We start from the raw sequence: 19,690 nt of genomic DNA, 5'->3' as shown, positions 1-19,690 counted from the left end.
CGGGGCTTGACGCCCTGTCCGACGTTTCAAACTCTAGCCGATCCCCGCCTCGAAAGGCGAATCCAGCCGCAATCCGATAAAACGCACATGCCACATAAGAACCGAGCCGCGAATCGGAAATGCCGACGCGACCCAGCCCGAACTGGGAAGTGGTGTTTCAGAGGATTGGCCGCCCCGGGACCGTCCGCGCAGACGCGTGTCCGGTGCTCCCAGCCAGGCAGCTCGAAGAACTCTACGCGTTCCTGCACGCGGATGCAAACGGCAGGCAAACGCCCGCCGACCGGACCCTGAGGAGAGGGGTCCGGTCGGCGGGTTCCCGCGGAGCGCGGGCGGGCGCTGCTCTGGCCCGGGTGCTCAGCTGTTGGTGGGGAAGCCCAGGTTGATGCCGCCGTGGGACGGATCCAGCCAGCGCTGGGTGACGGCCTTGCCGCGGGTGAAGAAGTGCACGCCGTCCGGGCCGTAGGCGTGGGTGTCTCCGAAGAGCGAGGCCTTCCAGCCGCCGAAGGAGTAGTAGGCGACCGGCACCGGGATCGGCACGTTGATGCCGACCATGCCGACCTCCACCTCGAACTGGAAGCGCCGGGCCGCGCCGCCGTCGTTGGTGAAGAGGGCGGTGCCGTTGCCGTACGGGTTGGCGTTGATCAGCGCCAGGCCCTCGTCGTAGGAGGAGACCCGCACGACGGAGAGGACCGGGCCGAAGATCTCGTCGTTGTAGACGGACATGCCGGGCTTCACGTGGTCGAACAGCGTGGGACCGAGCCAGAAGCCGTCTGCGGTCGGGGTGCCGTCCTTGTCCTCGGCGGTGACGGCGTGCTTGCGGCCGTCCACGGCCAGCTCGGCGCCGTCGGCGACGCCGGACTCCACGTAGGAGGTGACCTTGTCGCGGTGCTGGCCGGTGACCAGCGGGCCCATCTCGGAGTCGCCGTTGCAGCCCGGGCCGACCTTCAGGGTGGCGATCCGCTGCTTGATCTTCTCGACCAGCTCGTCGCCGATCGGGTCGACGGCGACCAGGACGGACACCGCCATGCAGCGCTCGCCGGCCGCGCCGAAGCCCGCGTTGACGGCGGCGTCGGCGGCCAGGTCGAGGTCGGCGTCGGGCAGGACCAGCATGTGGTTCTTGGCGCCACCCAGGGCCTGCACGCGCTTGCCGTAGCGGGTGCCGGTCTCGTAGACGTAGCGGGCGATCGGGGTGGAGCCGACGAAGCTGACGGCCTTGATGTCCGGGTGCTCCAGCAGGCGGTCGACGGCGACCTTGTCGCCGTGCACGACATTGAAGACGCCGTCCGGCAGGCCGGCCTCCTTCCACAGCTCGGCGAGGAAGACGGCGGCGGACGGGTCCTTCTCCGAAGGCTTCACCACGACGGTGTTGCCGGCCGCGATGGCGATCGGGAAGAACCACATCGGCACCATGGCCGGGAAGTTGAACGGCGAGATAATCGCGACCGGGCCGAGCGCCTGGCGGATCGAGTAGACGTCGATGCCGGTGGAGGCCTGCTCGGTGAAGCCGCCCTTGATGAGCTGCGGGATGCCGCAGGCGTACTCCACCACCTCCAGGCCGCGGGCGATCTCGCCCAGGGCGTCGGAGTGCACCTTGCCGTGCTCCGCCACGATGATCGCGGCCAGCTCGTCACGGCGGGCGTTCAGCAGCTCGCGGAAGGCGAAGAGCACCGTCGAACGCTTGGCGACCGAGGCGGTGCGCCACTCGGTGAAGGCCGCGGCGGCCGCGGCCACGGCCTGGTCGACCTCGGCGATCTCGGCGAAGTCGACGTGACCGGCGACCTGGCCGGTGGCCGGATCGAAGATGTCACCGCGGCGGGGCGCCGTACCGGCGGTGGCGACCGGCTTGCCGCCGATCCAGTGAATGATGTTCTTGCTCAAGGTCCGTCTGCCTCCGAAGTCCCGGGCGGCGTCCTGCCACCGGTCCGGTCTGGCGCCGCCCGAGGGGGCCGGGCGACGGGATTCACGGGGCTACCGCGCTCTCCTCTCCAGTCTGGAGGCCGCCCCGGCCGGGCTCAACGAACAGGCTGACGGGGATCGTGGATTCAGCCTTACAGGTCGTCCGGTCGCTACGCCGAAGGTGGCGGCTCCGAACGTGTGACCGGACCGCCGCGTGTGCCCGGATGGCCAGGCCAGGTGCGATCGTCCCGCCCTTGGACACCAGGGCGCCCGGGGCGCAGGACACCGGGCCACGGAACATGGGACAGGGGGAAGGCAGGCGTGGGACGCCCGCCGCCCGGGCCGGGCTCAGGCCTCCTCGTCCTCCAGGTACGGGTCGTGCAGCCCGTCCGGCGCCTCCTGTGTTTCCAGCAGGTCCAGCCGCAGGTCCTGCGCCCACGCCAGCGCCCACCGCTTCAGCCCGTCCACCGCCCCGGCGGGGATCCCCCGCGCGCGGAACCGCCCGTCCGCCGCCTCGGCGAGCGTCTCCAGCCGGTCGGCGAGCGCCGCGGGCTGGAATTCCGGGTCCAACTCCCCGGCCAGTGCGAGCAGTTCGCCCTCCCGGTAGTACCGGGTGAGGGCGTGCGCGTCGATCAGGTCGCGCGGCATGCCCCGGTCCACGAGCAGCGCGGTGGTCAGCGCCGCCGCGTCCTCCAGGGCGACGACCGGCAGCACCACCGGCGGCTCGTCGGGCCCGGGCGCGCCCAGGTCCAGCCGGACCGGCCGGTGGCCCAGCGGTTCCTTGCGCAGTTCCACCGAGTGCGACCGCCCGCCGAGCGCCAGCCGGACGGCGAGCTGCTCCAGCCGGGGTGTGCCCGGCCGCTCGGCGACCCCGCCGCCCGCCGCGCGGTACGCCTCGGCCAGTGCGTCGGCCACTTCGGGCAGGTCGGCCCCTCCGGTGGCCAGGGTGAGCCCGTCCTGCGAGCAGGCCGCGACGCCGTGGGCGCGCAGCGCGTGCCCACCGGCCAGGGCGAGGCCGTACCGGTCGCAGACGGGCACGGCCACGGCGGCCAGGCGCAGCTGGGCCGGGCCCGGGCGGAGCGAGGCGTCGACGGCGTGCGGTGCGGTGGTCACGCCTCCAGTCTGACGCGACCGCCCGCTCCGCGCCCCACCGCCGACCGCGCCGGCCCCGCGCACCCTGCCGGCCGCGGCCACCGCCCCGACCGGCAGGCCGCACGCCACACCCTCACCACCCGCTGCCCCGCGCCACGGATGCGTGCAGGGCGAGCTCCAGCAGCACCGGGTCGGTGAGCCGCCCGGAGCCGTCCGGCGGGACCAGCCAGCGCACCCCCCGGCTGCTGCGCTCGGGGTGCGGGACGACGATCCAGGTGCCCTCCCCCGCGCCGCGCACGCCGGTGCCGACCCAGCGTGCGGCGGTGCCGACCGGCACCAGGAAACTGACGTGCTCGTCGCCGAAGTCGGTGAGGGCCGGGCCGCAGGGGGCGGTCTCCAGGATCTCCAGTGCAGGGTGCCCGAGCCGCCCGGGGACGGTGAGGACGTCCCAGCGGCGGCCGGCCGGCAGCAGCATCAGGCCCAGCCCGGTGCGCTCCCAGTGTTCCCGGAAGGCTTCCGGGTCCGGTGCCACCTGGGCGAGCCAGTGCAGTCCGGTGCTTTCCATGTCTGTCCCCGCTTCTTGCCGTTCGTCCTGTTCGGGCTCGGCGGGGAGAGCGAGACCCGCCGTCACCAAGGAGAGGCGGACGGCGGGCCCCGATTACACGGGTCGGGGGCACATTACGGCGCCGACCACCGAAGAGGTCGGCGGTCGGTGGGAGATCAGCTGCCGGAGGAGGTCAAAGGAGGTCAGCTGTCGAAGCCCAGCCCGAGCCTGTCCAGCGTGCGCAGCCACAGGTTCCGGTGGCCGCCGTTGCGGTCGGCCCGTTCCAGCGACCGGGTGGTGATCCGGATGCCGGCCCAGCGCACCGGCTCGGGCGGGAACGGCAGCGGCTTGCTGCGCACCATTTCCAGTGAGGTGCGCTCGGTGCGCTCCCCCGCGAGCAGGTCGAGCATCACCTCGGCGCCGAAGCGGGTCGCGCCGACGCCGAGCCCGGTGTAGCCGGCCGCGTACGCGACCTTGCCCCGGTTCGCGGTGTCGAAGAACGCCGAGAACCGGCTGCAGGTGTCGATCGCGCCGCCCCAGGCGTGGGTGAAGCGCAGCCCCTCCAGCTGCGGGAAGCAGCGGAAGAAGTGGCCGGCGAGGGTCCGGAAGGTCTCCGGCCGCTGGTCGTACTCGTGCCGGACGTGGCCGCCGTAGTGGTAGACCGCGTCGTAGCCGCCCCAGAGGATCCGGTTGTCGGCGGAGAGCCGGAAGTAGTGGAACTTGTTGGCGCTGTCGCCGAGGCCCTGCCGCCTGCTCCAGCCGATCGAGGCGAGCTGCTCCTCGTTGAGCGGTTCGGTCATCAGCGCGTAGTCGTACACCGGCACGATGTACGGACGGACGCGCCTGAGCAGGGACGGGAACACGTTGGTGCCGAGCGCGACCCGGCGGGCGAAGACCCGGCCGTACGGGGTGCGGGCGGCCATGCCGCTGCCGTACTCCCGCAGGTCGGTGGCCCGGGTGTGTTCGAAGATCCGCACGCCCTGGCTCAGGCAGGCGGCCTTGAGGCCCCAGGCGAGCTTGGCGGGGTGGACCATCGCCACGCCCTCCTTGTCCCAGAGGCCCCCGAGGAAGGTCGGCGAGTCCACCTCGGCGCGCACCTGGTCGGCGTCCAGGACGGTGATGTCGAGGCCGTACCGGCTGACCGCCTCGGCGACTTCGTGGAGTTCCTCGACCTGGTGGGGCTGGGTGGCGACGTCGATCTCGCCGGTGCGCTCCCACTCGGCGTCGATCCCGTACCGCTTGAGGGTGTCCTCGATGCCCGCCAGGTTGGCGGCGCCGAGGCGTTCCAGCCGGGCGAGTTCGGAGGGCCAGCGCTCCAGGCCGTTGCCGAAGCCGTGGGTGAGGCTGGCCGCGCAGAATCCGCCGTTGCGCCCGGACGCGGCCCAGCCGACCTCGTTGCCCTCGACCAGTACGACGTCCAGCGAGGGGTCGCGTTCCTTGGCGATGAGGGCGGTCCACAAGCCGGAGTAGCCGCCGCCGACGACCAGCAGGTCGCAGGTGGTGTCGCCGACCAGGGCGGGCAGCGCGGTCGGCCGGCCCGGGTCCTCCAGCCAGAAGGGGGTGGGCCTGGCGTCACTGAGTGCGCGGGCGGATTCCATGCATTATCAGCCACTTTCTTCGGATAGATGACAGATCGAGCCACTGCTGACCGTCCGGCCGTCGGACCAGGCACGGCAGGCGGCGGTCCGACAGGCGACGGCCCGACAGACGACGGTAGGTCAGGCGGCGGCCTTCCTCCGGTTGCCGAGCCACTGGCCCGCGACGGTCAGCGCGACGGCGGCGGCGAACATCGCGGTGCCGATGACGTTCACCTGCACCGGGATGCCGCGCTGCGAGGCGCCCCAGACGAACATCGGGAAGGTGACCGTGGTCGGGCCCGAGTTGAACTGGGTGATGATGAAGTCGTCGAAGGAGAGCGCGAAGCTGAGCAGCGCGCCCGCCGCGATGCCGGGGGCCACCAGCGGCAGGGTGACCCGGAGGAAGGTCTGGGTGGGGGTGGCGTAGAGGTCCTGGGCGGCCTGTTCGAGCCTCGGGTCCATGCTCATCACGCGGGCCTTGACCGCCGTCACCACGAAGCTGAGGCAGAACATGATGTGCGCGATGAGGATGGTGGTGAAGCCGAACGGGACGCGCATGTTGAGGAAGAGCGTGCCGAGCGAGGCGGCCATGACCACCTCGGGCATGGCCATCGGCAGGAAGATCATCGCAGTGGTGGCGGAGCGGCCGCGGAAGCGGTGACGGGCCAGCGCGAAGGCCACCATGGTGCCGAGCACGGTGGCGCCGATGGTGGCGAACACCGCGATCTGCAGGCTGAGCGAGAGCGACTGGCACATGTCGGCGACGCCGCAGGGGTTGGTCCAGGCGTCGGTGGAGAACGCGTTCCACTCGTAGTTGAACTTGCCCACCGGCTTGTTGAACGAGAAGGCCAGCACGACCAGGTTGGGCAGCACCAGGTAGGCGAGGGCCAGCAGGCCGGCCAGCACCACCAGATGGGCCCGGATCCACTTGATCACTCGGGACATCAGACCAGTTCCTCCGTCCCGGCCTTGCGCATGTAGACCGTCACCATGCCCAGGATCAGGGCCATCAGGATGAAGCTCAGCGCGGCCGCCGTGGGGTAGTCGAGCACGTTCAGGAACTGCTTCTGGATGCCGTTGCCGACCATCTGCTCGCTCGGCGAGCCCAGCAGCTGGGCGTTGATGTAGTCGCCGGAGGCCGGGATGAAGGTCAGCAGGGTGCCCGCGACCACGCCCGGCAGCGAGATCGGGAAGGTGACCTTTCGGAAGGTCGTGAACGGCCGGGCGTAGAGGTCGCCGGCCGCCTCGTGCAGGCGCGGGTCGATCCGCTCCAGCGACGTGTACAGCGGCAGGATCATGAACGGCAGGAAGTTGTACGTCAGACCGCAGACCACCGCGAGCGGCGTGGCCAGCACCCGGTCACCGTCGGTCAGACCGACCAGGTTGGTGAGGTCCAGGACGTGCAGCGCGTTCAGCGCGCCGACCACCGGGCCGCCGTCGGACAGGATGGTCTTCCAGGCCAGGGTGCGGATCAGGAAGCTGGTGAAGAACGGCGCGATGACCAGGATCAGGATGACGTTGCGCCAGCGCTTGCTCGCCTTGAACGCGATCGTGTACGCGAGCGGGTAGCCCACGGCCAGGCAGAGCACGGTGGCGACGGCCGCGTAGGAGAACGAGCGGACGAAGTGCCACTTGTACTCGACCAGGGCGTCCCAGTAGGTCGAGAAGTGCCAGGTGACCTTGAAGCCCGTTTCGAGCGAGCCGGTCTGCAGCGAGGTCGACGCCTGGTAGACCATCGGGACGGCGAAGAAGACGACCAGCCAGGCTATGCCGGGCAGCAGCAGCCAGTACGGGGTGAGCTTGCGCTTCGCCTTGGGCGCCGGCTCCGTCAGGGGGATGACCTGGGGCGGTGCGGCCGGGGTGGTGGCGGTCATGCGGCCTCCTCCGCGGTGCCCGCGTCGATGGCCTGCGAGGCGTCCAGGGCGAAGGAGTGCGCCGGGTTCCAGTGCAGCAGGACCGGGGCGCCGGGGACGATCCGGGCGTCGCGCTCCATGTTCTGCTCGAAGACGGCGACCTCCTGGCCGCCGTCGGTGCGGACCACGTACTGGGTGGAGACGCCGATGAAGCTGGAGTCGACCACGGTGCCGGCCAGCTTGTTGCGGCCGTCGGCGATCTCCTCGGAGGCGTGCGTGATGGTGATCTTCTCCGGGCGCACGCCGAGGTGGACGCGTTTGGCGTCGGTGGCGCAGCGCGCCTTCGGCACGGTGAGGCGGCTGCCGGCCGCGCTCAGCAGCAGGTCGCCGCCCTCGGTGCCGGTGACCTCGGCGGGCAGCAGGTTGGACTGTCCGAGGAAGTTGGCCACGAAGGTGGTGGCGGGGTTCTCGTACAGGTCGGCGGGCGCGCCCAGCTGCTCGACCCGGCCGCCGTTCATCACCGCGATGGTGTCGGCCATCGTCATGGCCTCCTCCTGGTCGTGGGTGACGTGGACGAAGGTGATGCCGACCTCGGTCTGGATCCGCTTGAGTTCCAGCTGCATCTGGCGGCGGAGCTTGAGGTCGAGGGCGCCGAGCGGCTCGTCCAGGAGCAGCACCTGCGGGTGGTTGATCAGGGCGCGGGCGACGGCGACGCGCTGCTGTTGGCCGCCGGAGAGCTGGTGCGGCTTGCGCCGGGCGTACTGGCCGAGTTCGACGAGTTCCAGCATCTCGTCGACCTGCTTCCTGACGTCCTTCTTGCCGCGCCGGCGCAGGCCGAAGGCGACGTTCTCGAAGATGTCCAGGTGCGGGAAGAGCGCGTAGCTCTGGAAGACGGTGTTGACCGGCCGCTTGTACGGGGGCAGGGCGGTGACGTCCTGGCCGCCGATCAGGACGGTGCCGCTGGTGGGCTCCTCCAGGCCGGCGATCATGCGCAGGGTGGTGGTCTTGCCGCAGCCGGAGGCGCCGAGCAGGGCGAAGAAGGAGCCCTGGGGGACGGTCAGGTCGAGCGGGTGGACGGCGGTGAAGGAGCCGTAGGTCTTGCCGATGCCGGTGAGCCGGACGTCGCCGCCGGCGGCCGCGTCACGCTGCTGGTCTGTCATGGGGTGGGTGTCTTCCTGGGTTCTCTGCCGGGAGGGGGGTCAGGCGCCGATGAGCTTGGAGAACTTCTGCTCGAAGTCGCTCTCCTCGCTCTCGGTGAGCGTGCGGAACACGTGTGCCTTGGCCGTCATCTCGGGGGTGGGGACGACCAGCGGGTTGGCCGCGGTGTCCGGGGCGAGGGTGGCGAGCTCGTCCTTCATCCCGGTGACGGCGGAGACGTAGCCGATGCCCGCGACCAGCTGCGCGGCGATCTTCGGCTGGTAGTAGAAGTCGATCAGCTTCTCCGCGTTGGTCTTGTGCCGCGCCTTCGCCGGAACCAGCAGGTTGTCGGTCGAGGAGATGAAGCCCTTCTCCGGGACGACGAATTCGATGTCGGGGTTGTCCACGCGCAGTTGGATCAGGTCCCCGCCCCAGGCGACGCAGGCCGCGATGTCTCCGGAGGAGAGTTCCTGCCCGTAGTCGTTGCCGGTGAAGCGGCGGATCTGCTTGCTGTCGACGGCCTTCTGCACCCGGGCGATCGCGGCGTCGTAGTCGTCGGCGGTGAACTTCGCCGGGTCCTTGCCCATGTCCAGCAGGACCATCCCGATGCTGTCGCGCATCTCGGACAGGAAGGTGACCCGGCCCTTCAGCTCGGGGTCGTCCAGCAGCTGGGAGACGCTGGTGACCTCCTTCCCCCTGGTCGCCTTCCGGTTGTACGCGACGACGACCTGGATGCCCGCCCACGGGTAGGAGTAGAGCCGCCCCGGATCCCAGTCCGGGGCGCGGAAGCGCGCCTCGACGTTGGTGATCGCGGTGGTGACGTTCGCCGGGTCGAGCTTCTGCACCCAGCCGAGCCGGATCATCCGGGCGGCCATCCAGTCGGTGAGCACCATCAGGTCGCGGCCGGTGTCCTGGCCGGAGGCGAGCTGCGGCTTGATCTTCCCGAAGAACTCGACGTTGTCGTTGACGTCCTCGTTGTACCTGACCTTGATCCCGGTGGCCTGGGTGAAGGCCTCCAGGGTGCCGTGCTTCTCCTTGTCCTTCTCGTCGGTGTCGACGTACAGCGGCCAGTTGGAGAAGTCGACCTCCTTCTCCGTGTCCGACAGGTCCTTGGCGGCGTTGGCGGTGGAGTCACCGGTCGTCCGGGAGGCCGCCGGGATGCCGCAGGCGGCCAGGGTGCCCGCTCCCGCGGTCAGGGCGGCGGCGCGCAGCAGGGCCCGGCGGCCCAGTGCGGCCCGGCCGCTGGTCAGGCTGCGCTCCCAGGCCCTGCGGACCGGTTCGGGCAGGCCGTCGGTGAGCTCGTTGAACGCCATGGAACGGGCCTCCTGGGGGAAAGGGGGGCGTGGGGCGAAGAGGGCGTGGAGCGAAGAGGGCGTAAGGGCGAAGGGGGAAGCGCCCCGGCCCGGGGGTCATCTGTCTCCGAACACGGTGCGGTGCCAGTCCTTGCGGGCCACCGCCGTGGTGTCGAACATGACGTGCTTGACCTGGGTGTACTCGTCCAGCGAGTACTGGGACATGTCCTTGCCGTAACCGGACGCCTTGTAGCCACCGTGCGGCATCTCGCTGATGATCGGGATGTGGTCGTTGACCCAGACGCACCCGGCCGCGAGCTCCCGGGTGGCGCGCAGCGAGCGGTGCACGTTGCTCGTCCAGGCGGAGGCGGCCAGGCCGTACGGGGTGTCGTTGGCCAGCCGCAGGCCCTCGTCGTCGCCGTCGAAGGGCAGCACGACCAGCACCGGGCCGAAGATCTCGCCCTGCACGACCTCGCTGTCCTGGGCCGCGCCGGTGATCAGGGTGGGCGGGTGGTACGCGCCGCGGGTGAGGTCGGTGCCGTCGTGGCCGACGGTGGGCACGCGGCCGCCGGTGACGACGGTGGCGTACGAGCGGGCGCGCTCCACGAAGCCGGCCACCCGGTCCCGGTGGGCGTACGAGACCAGCGGGCCGAGGTCGGTGCGCGGGTTCAGCGGGTCACCGATGCGGATGGCCGTGAACAGCTCGGCGACGCCGGCCACGAAGGCCTCGTACAGCGGCCGTTGGACGTACGCGCGGGTGGCGGCGGTGCAGTCCTGGCCGCCGTTGATCAGCGAGGCGGCGACGGCGCCGTGCACGGCGGCGTCCAGGTCGGCGTCGTCGAAGACCACGAACGGGGCCTTGCCGCCGAGCTCCAGGTGGGTGCGCTTGACGCTCGCGGTGGCGAGTTCGGCGACCCTCCGGCCGACCGCGGTGGAGCCGGTGAAGGAGACCATCGCGACGTCGGGGTGCCCGACGAGGTGCTCGCCGGCGGTGCGCCCGGCGCCGGTGACCACGTTGACCACGCCGTCGGGGATGCCCGCCGCCGTGCACGCCCGGGCGAACATCAGCGAGGTCAGCGGGGTCAGCTCGGCGGGCTTGAGGACGATGGTGTTGCCCGCCGCGATCGCCGGGAGGATCTTCCAGGCGGCCATCTGCAGCGGGTAGTTCCACGGCGAGACGGAGCCGACCACGCCGATCGCCTCGCGTCGGACGTAGGAGGTGTGGTCGCCGGAGTACTCGCCGGCCGCCTTGCCCTCCAGGTTGCGGGCGGCGCCGGCGAAGAACGCGGCGTTGTCGATCGTGCCGGGGACGTCGAACTCGGTGGCGAGCTTGACCGGTTTGCCGGTCTGCGCGGTCTCCACCCGGGCCAGGTCGCCGCAGGCGTCGGTCAGCACGGCGGCCAGTCTGGTCAGCGCCTCGGCGCGGGCGCCTGGTGTGGCCGAGGACCAGCCGGGCAGGGCGGCCTTCGCCGCGGCGACGGCGGCGTCGACGTCCCCGGGCGTGGCCAGGGCGACCTGCTCGACCACGCTGCCGTCGGCGGGGTTGACGACCTGGAAGGGTTCGCCGCTCCCCCGGGTCTGGCGGCCCGCGATGTACTGCGCGCCCGCGCCGAAGTCGGTCAGGTCCATCTGGTTCCTCCAGGTGCCGGTGGTACGACTGAGCGACGGATCGCCGCCTCCGCGGGGGTTTTCGCGGGAGGTGCGGGAATCCGTCAAGGTCGATCATCGGGGTTGGGCGATCCTGACAGTCCGGATGGCTCCGGACAAGGGATTCCACGGTTGCGTTCTGGTTACCGCTACGGATTCCGGCGCGGGACCGGGTTTCCGCCACAGCCGACCCGCTGACCATGCCCGCTGCCGTCAGGGCGTGACAAGGGTCACTGCGACAGCCTCGACCCGCAGGGCCTTACAGGGTGCAAGGGCGCGAGCAGGGCGACAGGTCGTCGCGGCGATGGATGATTTACCTGACACAGTGACCAGTCCCGGCCCCGGAGGCCCCGCGATGCTCCCCACCGTCGCCCGCGTGCTCGACCTGGAGGTGATGCGGCGCGGCCTCCCCCAGGTCGTGGCCGGCGCCGACCACCTGGAGCGGCCGGTCCGCTGGGTCCACGTCAGCGAACTGCCCGACGTCGCCGGGATGCTGAGCGGCGGCGAGCTGGTGCTGACCACCGGCATCGCCCTGCCCGAGGACCGCGAGGGCCTGGCCCGCTACGTCCGCGAGCTGGACGAGGTCGGCGTGGCCGGCCTGGTCGTCGAGTACGGGCGGCGCTACTTCGACGCGCTCCCCCGGGCCCTGGTGAACGCCGCCGAGCAGCGCGGGCTACCGCTCGTCACGCTCCGCCGCGAGCTGCGCTTCGTCGCCGTGACCGAGGCCGTGCACGCCCTGGTGGTCAACTCCCAGCTGGAGCAGCTGCGCATCTCCGAATCCGTCCACCATGTGTTCAACGAGCTGGTGGTGGAGGGCGCCGAGCCGCCCGAGGTGGTCCGCCAGGTGGCCCGGATGGCGGGCGGGCCGGTCGTCCTGGAGAACCTGGCCCACCAGGTACTCGCCCACGACACCGCCGGGCGCCCGGAGGCCGAGGTGCTGGAGGACTGGGAGCGCCGCTCCCGCGGGGTCCGTCCGGCCGGCCGCACCGGCCACGACCCGCGCAGCGGCTGGCTGGTCACCACCGTGGGCGCCCGCGGCCAGGACTGGGGCCGGCTGGTGCTGGTCCAGGAGCCCGGCCCGCTGCCTGTGGGCGAGACCCACCCGCACGCCATGCTGCTGGAGCGCGGCGCCTCCGCGCTGGCGCTCAACCGGCTGGTGGTGCGCGACCGGGAGAGCCTGGAGCGGCAGACCCACCGCACCCTGCTCTCCGGCATCCTCACCCACGCCCTGACCGTCTCCGAGGCCGCGTTGCGCGCCCAGGCGCTCGGCGTCCCACTGGAGGGCCGACGGCTGGTCGGCGTGGTGCTGCGGCAGCGGCGCGGTCCGATCCCGGCCGCGCTGGAGGCCCAGGCGCGGCTGCGCGACTTCACCGAACTGGCCGCGAGCGCCGTCCGGGCCAGCCGGCTCTCCGCCCTGGTCGGCGCGCTCGACGACGAGGCCGTCGGCCTGCTGATCTCGCTCGGCGCCCAGCAGGAGGAGCACGCCTCGCTGGACACCTTCTCGGCCACGCTGCGCCGGATGTCCGCCGAGGCCGGCCGGGAGGGCGCCGACCCGGCGGGCCCGGTGGTGGCGGTCGGCTCCTCGGTCGGCTCGGTCCGCGACGCCCGGCGCACCCTGCTGGAGGCCGCCCAGGTCGCCGACGCCGCCCTGCACGACGGGCCCGGCGGCGGCCGCTCCTCCTACTACCGGCTGCCGGACGTCCGGCTGCGGGGCCTGCTCCACCTGCTGCGCGACGACGCCCGGCTGCAGACCTACGTGGAGCGCGAGCTGGGCCCGCTGCTGGCCCACGACGCCGAGCACAACGGCCAGTTGGTGCAGATGCTGCGGATCTACCTGGAGCAGGGCCGGAACAAGTCGGCCGCGGCGGACGCCGCACACCTGTCCCGGCCGTCGTTCTACGACCGGCTGCACAAGGTCGAGCGGATCCTCGGCGTCGACCTCGACCAGGTGGAGTCCTGCCTCTCCCTGCACGTGGCGCTGCTCGCCCTCGACGCGGTACGGCGCTAGCGGTCCCCGCCCTGGCGCCCGCCCCTCCCGCGCCCCCTCCGCGCTCTCTCCGCGCTCTCTCCCCGATTCCCTACACCCCGGTGATGCGGCCCCAGACCTTGTGCAGCCCGGGCCGCTCGGCCGCGCTGACGTCGCGCATGGTGCTCAGCCGGGCGCGCAGCTCCTCGGTCGGGAACACCAGCGGATTCTCGGCGAGTTCGGCCTTCTCCTTGTCGCCGCCGGCCGCCAGCACGTCGCGGGCGGCCGGCACCGGGCAGATGTACTGGACGAACGCGGCGAGCTCGGCGGCCACCTCGGGCTGGTAGTAGTAGTCGACCAGCATTTCGGCGTTGCGCTTGTGGACGGCCCGGTTGGGCACCATCAGGCTCTCCGCCCACAGCTCGCCGCCCTCCTCCGGCACCACGAACCCGATGTCCGGGTTCTCGGCGGTGAGTTGGACGGCGTCGCCGGAGTAGGCCTGGCAGGCGAGCGCCGCACCGGAGGCGAGGTCGCTGGTGTAGTCGTTGCCGGTGAAGCGGCGGATGTGGCCGGTGTCCACCATCTTCTGCACCAGGTCCATCGCCTTGCCGGCGTCGTCCCCGGTGAACCTCCCGATGTCGGCGCCCTGGGAGAGCATCAGGAGTCCGAGCGCCTCGTCCAGCCCGGCGAACAGCGTGACCCGGCCCTTCAGGTCGGGCGCCCACAGGTCGGCGGTGGACTTGATCTCCCGGCCGAGCGCCTTGCGGTTGTACGCGATGCCGGTGATCCCGGACTGCCACGGCACGCTGCGCCGGCGCCCGGGGTCGAAGGCCGGGTTCGCGAGCTGCGGGTCCAGGTTGGCGGTGACGTTGGGCAGGTTGGCCCGGTCCATGGCCTGCACCCAGCCCAGCGAGACGTACCGTCCGGCCATCCAGTCGCTGACCACCATCAGGTCCCGGCCGGGATCGGCGCCCTCGGTGAGCACCGGGCTGATCTTGCCGAAGAACTCGTCGTTGTCGTTGATGTCCTCGGTGTAGGTGACGGCGATCCCGGTCTTCTCGCTGAAGGCGTCCAGGGTCGGCCGGCCGCCCTGGTCGTCGGTGTCGATGTACTGCGTCCAGTTGGAGAAGACGAGCCGCTTGTCGCTGTCCGAGCGGTCCGGCGCCGAGCGGCGGTCCTCGGCGACGTACGCGGACGGGATCCCGCAGCCGGCCAGCGTGCCGGCGCCGAGCAGCGCGGCCCCGCCGAGCACGGAGCGCCGGCGCATGGGGACGGGGCCCTTCGGGCGGTCGGGGGTCGAACGGCGGGTCGGGGTGGAGCTGCTGGTCATGGGGAGCCTTCCGGAGCGTGGGACGGCCCCGGGCACGCGGGTGCCCGGGGCCGTCCTGGGAGGTTCGTCAGACGGTGTGCGCGTCGGTGAGCGAGAGCACCTCGTCCAGCACCGCGAGGCCGGCCTTGGCCTCCTCCTCGGTGACGGTGCACGGCGGGACGGCGTGGAAGCGGTTCATGTTGACGAACGGCCAGAGCCCGCGCTGCTTGCAGGCGGCGGCCAGCTCGGCCATCGGCGCGTTGGCGGCGCCCGAGGCGTTGTAGGGGACGAGCGGTTCGCGGGTCGCCCGGTCCTTCACCAGGTCGAGCGCCCAGAACACGCCGAGGCCACGGACCTCGCCGATCGACGGGTGCCGCTCGGCCAGCTCGCGCAGGCCGGGGCCGAGCACGGTCTCGCCGATGTGCTTGGCGTTCTCGACGATGCCCTCCTCCGCCATGGTGTTGATGGTGGCCACGGCCGAGGCGCAGGCCAGCGGGTGGCCGGAGTAGGTGAGCCCGCCGGGGAAGGGCCGCTCGGCGAAGGTGGCCGCGATCTCGGCGCTGATCGCCACGCCGCCCAGCGGCACGTAGCCGGAGTTGACGCCCTTGGCGAAGGTGAGCAGGTCGGGGGTGACGCCCCAGTGGTCGGCGGCGAACCACTCGCCGGTGCGGCCGAAGCCCGCCATCACCTCGTCGAGGATGAACACGATGCCGTGGCGGTCGCAGATCTCCCGCACCCCGGCCAGGTAGCCGGGCGGCGGGATCAGGATGCCCGCGGTGCCGACCACCGTCTCGAGGATGACCGCCGCGACGGTGCCGGGCCCCTCGAACGCGATCAGCTCCTCCAGGTGCCGCAGCGCGCGCTCGCACTCCTGCGCCTCGTTCTCGGCGTGGAAGTTGGAGCGGTAGGCGTACGGGCCCCAGAAGTGCACGACGCCGGAGACGCCGGTCTCGTTGGCCCAGCGCCGCGGGTCGCCGGTGAGGGCGATCGCGTTGGCGGTGGCGCCGTGGTACGAGCGGTAGGTGGCCAGGACCTTCTGCCGGCCGGTGTGCAGCCGGGCCAGCCGGATGGCGTTCTCGTTGGCCTCGGCGCCGCCGTTGGTGAAGAAGATCTTGTCGAGGTCGCCCGGGGTGCGCTCGGCGATCAGCCGGGCGGCCTCGCTGCGCGACTCGACCGCGAAGCCGGGGGCGATGGTGCAGAGCTTCGCCGCCTGCTCCTGGATCGCGGCGACCACCTTCGGGTGCTGGTGGCCGATGTTGGTGTTGACCAGCTGCGAGGAGAAGTCGAGATAGCGGTTGCCGTCGTAGTCCCAGAAGTACGAGCCCTCGGCGCCGGCCACCGCGAGGGGGTCGATCAGCGCCTGGGCGGACCACGAGTGGAAGACGTGCGCGCGGTCGGCGGCCTTGACGGCCTGGCCGGCGGCTGAGTCAGCGGTGGGGATGCTCATGCGGCAAGGCTAGGGCGGCCCGCCCCCGAAGTGCAGTTTCATCCTGTCAGCCGGTCGCGCGATCCGTCGACAGGATGCAAAGACGGTGGGCCCGGGTCCGCCGGCCCCGGGCCCACCGTCATGTCGACCGGTGATCGTTGTGTCAGATCGCGGTCATCACGTGCTTGACGCGGGTGTAGTCCTCGAAGCCGTACGACGACAGGTCCTTGCCGTAGCCGGACTTCTTGAAACCGCCGTGCGGCATCTCGGCGACCAGCGGGATGTGGGTGTTGATCCAGACGCAGCCGAAGTCCAGGCGGCGCGACATCCGCATGGCGCGGGCGTGGTCCTTGGTCCACACGGAGGAGGCCAGCGCGTACTCGACGCCGTTGGCGTACTCGACGGCCTGCTCCTCGTCGGTGAACTTCTGCACGGTGATGACCGGGCCGAAGACCTCGTTCTGGACGATCTCGTCGTCCTGGTTCAGGCCGGAGACGACGGTCGGGGCGTAGAAGTAGCCCTTGTCGCCGACCCGGTGGCCACCGGCCTCGACCTTGGCGTGCGCGGGCAGCCGCTCGATGAAGCCGGAGACCTGCTTCAGCTGGTTGGCGTTGTTCAGCGGGCCGTACAGCACGTCCTCGTCGTCCACGCCGCCGGTCCTGGTCTCGGCCGCGGCCTTGGCCAGCGCCTCGACGAAGGCGTCGTGGATCGACTCGTGCACCAGCACGCGGGTGGCGGCGGTGCAGTCCTGGCCGGCGTTGAAGTAGCCCGCCACCGAGATGCCCTCGACGGCCTCGGCGATGTCGGCGTCCTCGAAGACCACGACGGGTGCCTTGCCGCCCAGCTCCAGGTGGACGCGCTTGACGTCCTTGGAGGCCGACTCGGCGACCTGGATGCCGGCCCGGACCGACCCGGTGATGGAGGCCATCGCCGGGGTCTTGTGCTCGACCATCAGCCTGCCGGTCTCGCGGTCCCCGCAGATGACGTTGAAGACGCCGGCCGGCAGCTCCATGTCCTTGAGGATGCCGCCGATGATCTCGGCCAGCAGCACGGTCGAGGCCGGGGTGGTGTCCGAGGGCTTCAGCACGACGGCGTTGCCCGCGGCGAGGGCCGGGGCGAACTTCCAGACGGCCATCATCATCGGGTAGTTCCACGGCGCGACCTGGGCGCAGACGCCGACCGGCTCGCGGCGGACGATCGAGGTCATCCCGTCCATGTACTCGCCGGCGGCCTTGCCCTCCAGCAGGCGGGCGGCACCGGCGAAGAAGCGGATCTGGTCCACCATCGGGCCGATCTCCTCGGAGAGGGTCAGCGCGCGGGGCTTGCCGGTGTTGCGAACCTCGGCGTCGACGATCTCGTCGGCCCGGCTCTCGACCGCGTCGGCGATCTTGAGCAGCAGCTTCTGCCGGGTGCTCGGGGTGGCGTCCCGCCAGATCGGGAACGCGGCGGCGGCGGCGGCCATGGCGGCATCCACGTCCGCGGCACCGGACAGCGGCGACGTCGCGTACACCTCACCGGTGGTCGGGTCGACGATGTCGAGGGTGCGGCCGTCAGCCGCGTCGACGAACTCACCGTTGATGTAGTTGCGCAGCGTACGAAGGTCGCTCACGGATCTCTCCTCGGTCGGGGCCTGCGGCATTGCAGATTCCGGCGCCATGGTACGTCGGCGGATCCGACGCACGAAGGGTGCCGAGTGGCCGGGCCCGAAACGGCACGGTCCACTGGTGGCGGTACGCGCGGCATCCCCCGGGGCCACGCGCGTACCGTGCCAGGGTAGCCGCACTTCTGCCGTTATCGACAGGCCGCATACGCGTAGGCGATGAAATCCGTACGTGTTTTCCAAGATCACGACGAAATCAGCAGCATCCACGCTTGCGAACACGAGAACGATCAGGCACAGTGGCGGCGTGGCCAACCGCGACCGGAACGCCAGCGTTCCCCTCGACGCCGCCTCCAAGGCGATCATCGAGCAGCTCCAGGAGGACGGGCGCCGCCCGTACGCCGCCATCGGCAAGGCCGTCGGCCTGTCCGAGGCAGCCGTACGGCAGCGCGTCCAGAAGCTGCTCGACCAAGGCGTGATGCAGATCGTCGCCGTCACGGACCCGCTCACCGTCGGCTTCACCCGCCAGGCGATGGTCGGCATCCGGGTCGAGGGCGACATCGAGCCCGTCGCCGACGCGCTGGCCGCCCTCGACGAGGTCGACTACGTCGTCTGCACCGCGGGCTCGTTCGACCTCCTGGCCGAACTGGTCTGCGAGGACGACGAGCACCTGCTCGAACTGATCAACAAGCGCATCCGCGCGCTTCCCGGCGTGCGGAGCACCGAGAGCTTCGTTTACCTGAAGCTCCGGAAACAGACCTACACCTGGGGCACCCGATGACAGCCGACCCGGCGCAGAAGGACCTTTCCAAGACCGCCTACGACCACCTGTGGATGCACTTCACCCGCATGTCGTCGTACGAGAACTCCCCCGTGCCGACGATCGTCAAGGGCGAGGGCACCTACGTCTGGGACGACAAGGGCCGCAAGTACCTCGACGGCCTCGCCGGCCTGTTCGTCGTCCAGGCCGGCCACGGCCGCGAGGAGCTCGCCGAGGCCGCCGCCAAGCAGGCCAAGGAGCTCGCCTTCTTCCCGGTGTGGAGCTACGCCCACCCGAAGGCCGTCGAGCTGGCCGAGCGCCTGGCCCACTACGCCCCGGGCGACCTGAACAAGGTCTTCTTCTCCACCGGTGGCGGCGAGGCCGTCGAGACCGCCTGGAAGCTCGCCAAGCAGTACTTCAAGCTGACCGGCAAGCCGACCAAGTACAAGGTCATCTCGCGCGCCGTCGCCTACCACGGCACCCCGCAGGGCGCCCTGTCCATCACCGGCCTGCCGGGGCTGAAGGCCCCGTTCGAGCCGCTGGTGCCGGGCACCCACAAGGCGCCGAACACCAACATCTACCGCGCCCCCGCCTTCCTGGAGGGCCCGGACGGCACCGTCGACCCCGAGGCCTACGGCCGCTGGTGCGCCGACGAGATCGAGGTGGCCATCCTCAACGAGGGCGCCGAGACCGTCGCCGCCGTCTTCGTCGAGCCGGTGCAGAACGCCGGCGGCTGCTTCCCGCCGCCGCCCGGGTACTTCCAGCGCCTGCGCGAGATCTGCGACCGCCACGACGTGCTGCTGGTCTCGGACGAGGTCATCTGCGCCTTCGGCCGCCTCGGCACCATGTTCGGCGCCGACAAGTTCGGCTACCAGCCCGACATGATCACCTGCGCCAAGGGCATGACCTCGGGCTACTCCCCGATCGGCGCCACGATCATCTCGGACCGCCTGGCCGAGCCGTTCTACAAGGGCGACAACACCTTCCTGCACGGCTACACCTTCGGCGGCCACCCGGTCTCCTCCGCGGTGGCGCTGGCCAACCTCGACATCTTCGAGCGCGAGGGCCTGAACCAGAAGGTCCTCGACAACGAGGCCGCCTTCCTGGGCACCCTGGACAAGCTGCGCGACCTGCCGATCGTCGGCGACGTCCGCGGCAACGGGTACTTCTACGGCATCGAGCTCGTGAAGGACAAGGTCACCAAGGAGTCGTTCAACGACGACGAGGTCGAGCGCGTGCTCTACGGCTTCCTGTCGAAGGCGCTCTTCGACAATGGCCTGTACTGCCGCGCCGACGACCGTGGCGACCCGGTCATCCAGCTGGCCCCGCCGCTGATCTCCGACCAGTCGACCTTCGACGAGATCGAGCAGATCCTGCGGACCAGCCTCACCGACGCGTGGGCGAAGATCTGACCACCTGATCCTCCTTCCCCACCCTCCGCCGAAGGGCGGCCCCGCTCCCCGCGGGGCCGCCCTTCGGCGCTCCCACTCCCGGCCCCGGTCCTGGCTCTCCGCACCCACAACATCACAGTCGCACGACCAAACATGCCTGAATGCGGGTGATTTGCCCGTGATGGACCAGTGCGCCGCAA

Annotated in this window: 15 protein-coding genes; 3 read left to right on the top strand and 12 right to left on the bottom strand. The window is 71.1% G+C overall.

Annotation, left to right across the window (positions count from 1 at the left end; all coding sequences use genetic code 11):
• Positions 1 to 354: 354 nt before the first annotated feature.
• The 9 genes from IF30_RS0127955 to IF30_RS0127915 form a co-directional block, all read right to left on the bottom strand.
• Positions 355 to 1,878, bottom strand: coding sequence for a CoA-acylating methylmalonate-semialdehyde dehydrogenase (locus IF30_RS0127955; RefSeq protein WP_030243559.1), 1,524 nt, complete (start codon positions 1,876 to 1,878; stop codon positions 355 to 357).
• Between the two features lie 366 nt (positions 1,879 to 2,244).
• Complete coding sequence (locus IF30_RS50350) at positions 2,245 to 3,009, bottom strand: hypothetical protein (RefSeq protein WP_030243558.1); 765 nt, start codon at positions 3,007 to 3,009, stop codon at positions 2,245 to 2,247.
• 112 nt (positions 3,010 to 3,121) lie between these two features.
• A complete protein-coding gene (locus IF30_RS0127945) occupies positions 3,122 to 3,553 on the bottom strand; it encodes a hypothetical protein (RefSeq protein ID WP_030243556.1) in 432 nt (143 codons plus the stop codon).
• A 182-nt stretch (positions 3,554 to 3,735) separates the two neighbouring features.
• Positions 3,736 to 5,130 carry an NAD(P)/FAD-dependent oxidoreductase gene (locus tag IF30_RS0127940; RefSeq protein WP_030243554.1) on the bottom strand — a complete coding sequence of 465 codons (1,395 nt, stop codon included), beginning with the start codon at positions 5,128 to 5,130 and terminating at the stop codon, positions 3,736 to 3,738.
• Positions 5,131 to 5,250: 120 nt separating this feature from the next.
• Positions 5,251 to 6,054, bottom strand: coding sequence for an ABC transporter permease (locus IF30_RS0127935; protein WP_030243553.1), 804 nt, complete (start codon positions 6,052 to 6,054; stop codon positions 5,251 to 5,253).
• Positions 6,054 to 6,983 carry an ABC transporter permease gene (locus tag IF30_RS0127930; RefSeq protein ID WP_030243551.1) on the bottom strand — a complete coding sequence of 310 codons (930 nt, stop codon included), beginning with the start codon at positions 6,981 to 6,983 and terminating at the stop codon, positions 6,054 to 6,056. Before IF30_RS0127930 ends, IF30_RS0127935 begins: the two co-directional genes overlap by 1 nt.
• Positions 6,980 to 8,122 carry an ABC transporter ATP-binding protein gene (locus tag IF30_RS0127925; RefSeq protein WP_030243549.1) on the bottom strand — a complete coding sequence of 381 codons (1,143 nt, stop codon included), beginning with the start codon at positions 8,120 to 8,122 and terminating at the stop codon, positions 6,980 to 6,982. Before IF30_RS0127925 ends, IF30_RS0127930 begins: the two co-directional genes overlap by 4 nt.
• A 39-nt stretch (positions 8,123 to 8,161) precedes the next feature.
• Positions 8,162 to 9,412, bottom strand: coding sequence for a polyamine ABC transporter substrate-binding protein (locus IF30_RS0127920; RefSeq protein ID WP_051711329.1), 1,251 nt, complete (start codon positions 9,410 to 9,412; stop codon positions 8,162 to 8,164).
• Between the two features lie 96 nt (positions 9,413 to 9,508).
• Positions 9,509 to 11,020 carry a gamma-aminobutyraldehyde dehydrogenase gene (locus IF30_RS0127915; protein ID WP_030243546.1) on the bottom strand — a complete coding sequence of 504 codons (1,512 nt, stop codon included), beginning with the start codon at positions 11,018 to 11,020 and terminating at the stop codon, positions 9,509 to 9,511.
• 373 nt (positions 11,021 to 11,393) lie between these two features.
• Here IF30_RS0127915 and IF30_RS0127910 point away from each other — a divergent pair, with 373 nt between their 5' ends.
• Positions 11,394 to 13,046 carry a PucR family transcriptional regulator gene (locus IF30_RS0127910; RefSeq protein ID WP_030243544.1) on the top strand — a complete coding sequence of 551 codons (1,653 nt, stop codon included), beginning with the start codon at positions 11,394 to 11,396 and terminating at the stop codon, positions 13,044 to 13,046.
• Between the two features lie 70 nt (positions 13,047 to 13,116).
• On the opposite strand, the gene IF30_RS0127905 is transcribed toward IF30_RS0127910, so the two are convergent.
• The 3 genes from IF30_RS0127905 to IF30_RS0127895 all read right to left on the bottom strand — a co-directional run bounded on the left by IF30_RS0127905 (position 13,117) and on the right by IF30_RS0127895 (position 17,378).
• Positions 13,117 to 14,271, bottom strand: coding sequence for a polyamine ABC transporter substrate-binding protein (locus IF30_RS0127905; protein WP_030243543.1), 1,155 nt, complete (start codon positions 14,269 to 14,271; stop codon positions 13,117 to 13,119).
• Positions 14,272 to 14,401: 130 nt separating this feature from the next.
• Entirely contained in the window at positions 14,402 to 15,760 is a 1,359-nt protein-coding gene (locus tag IF30_RS0127900; RefSeq protein ID WP_030243541.1) for an aspartate aminotransferase family protein, read from the bottom strand.
• A 142-nt stretch (positions 15,761 to 15,902) separates the two neighbouring features.
• A complete protein-coding gene (locus IF30_RS0127895) occupies positions 15,903 to 17,378 on the bottom strand; it encodes a gamma-aminobutyraldehyde dehydrogenase (protein WP_030243540.1) in 1,476 nt (491 codons plus the stop codon).
• Between the two features lie 268 nt (positions 17,379 to 17,646).
• Between IF30_RS0127895 and IF30_RS0127890 the strand changes: the two genes are divergently transcribed.
• Both IF30_RS0127890 and IF30_RS0127885 read left to right on the top strand, forming a co-directional pair.
• Positions 17,647 to 18,120 carry an Lrp/AsnC family transcriptional regulator gene (locus IF30_RS0127890; protein WP_030243538.1) on the top strand — a complete coding sequence of 158 codons (474 nt, stop codon included), beginning with the start codon at positions 17,647 to 17,649 and terminating at the stop codon, positions 18,118 to 18,120.
• Entirely contained in the window at positions 18,117 to 19,511 is a 1,395-nt protein-coding gene (locus IF30_RS0127885) for an aspartate aminotransferase family protein (protein WP_030243537.1), read from the top strand. Before IF30_RS0127890 ends, IF30_RS0127885 begins: the two co-directional genes overlap by 4 nt.
• Positions 19,512 to 19,690 lie beyond the last annotated feature (179 nt).

Origin of the sequence: Streptomyces sp. NRRL S-350 (assembly GCF_000719705.1) — a bacterium.
In the GTDB taxonomy this organism is placed as follows: Bacteria; Actinomycetota; Actinomycetes; order Streptomycetales; family Streptomycetaceae; genus Kitasatospora.
This window is presented reverse-complemented; position numbering and strand designations above follow the sequence as displayed.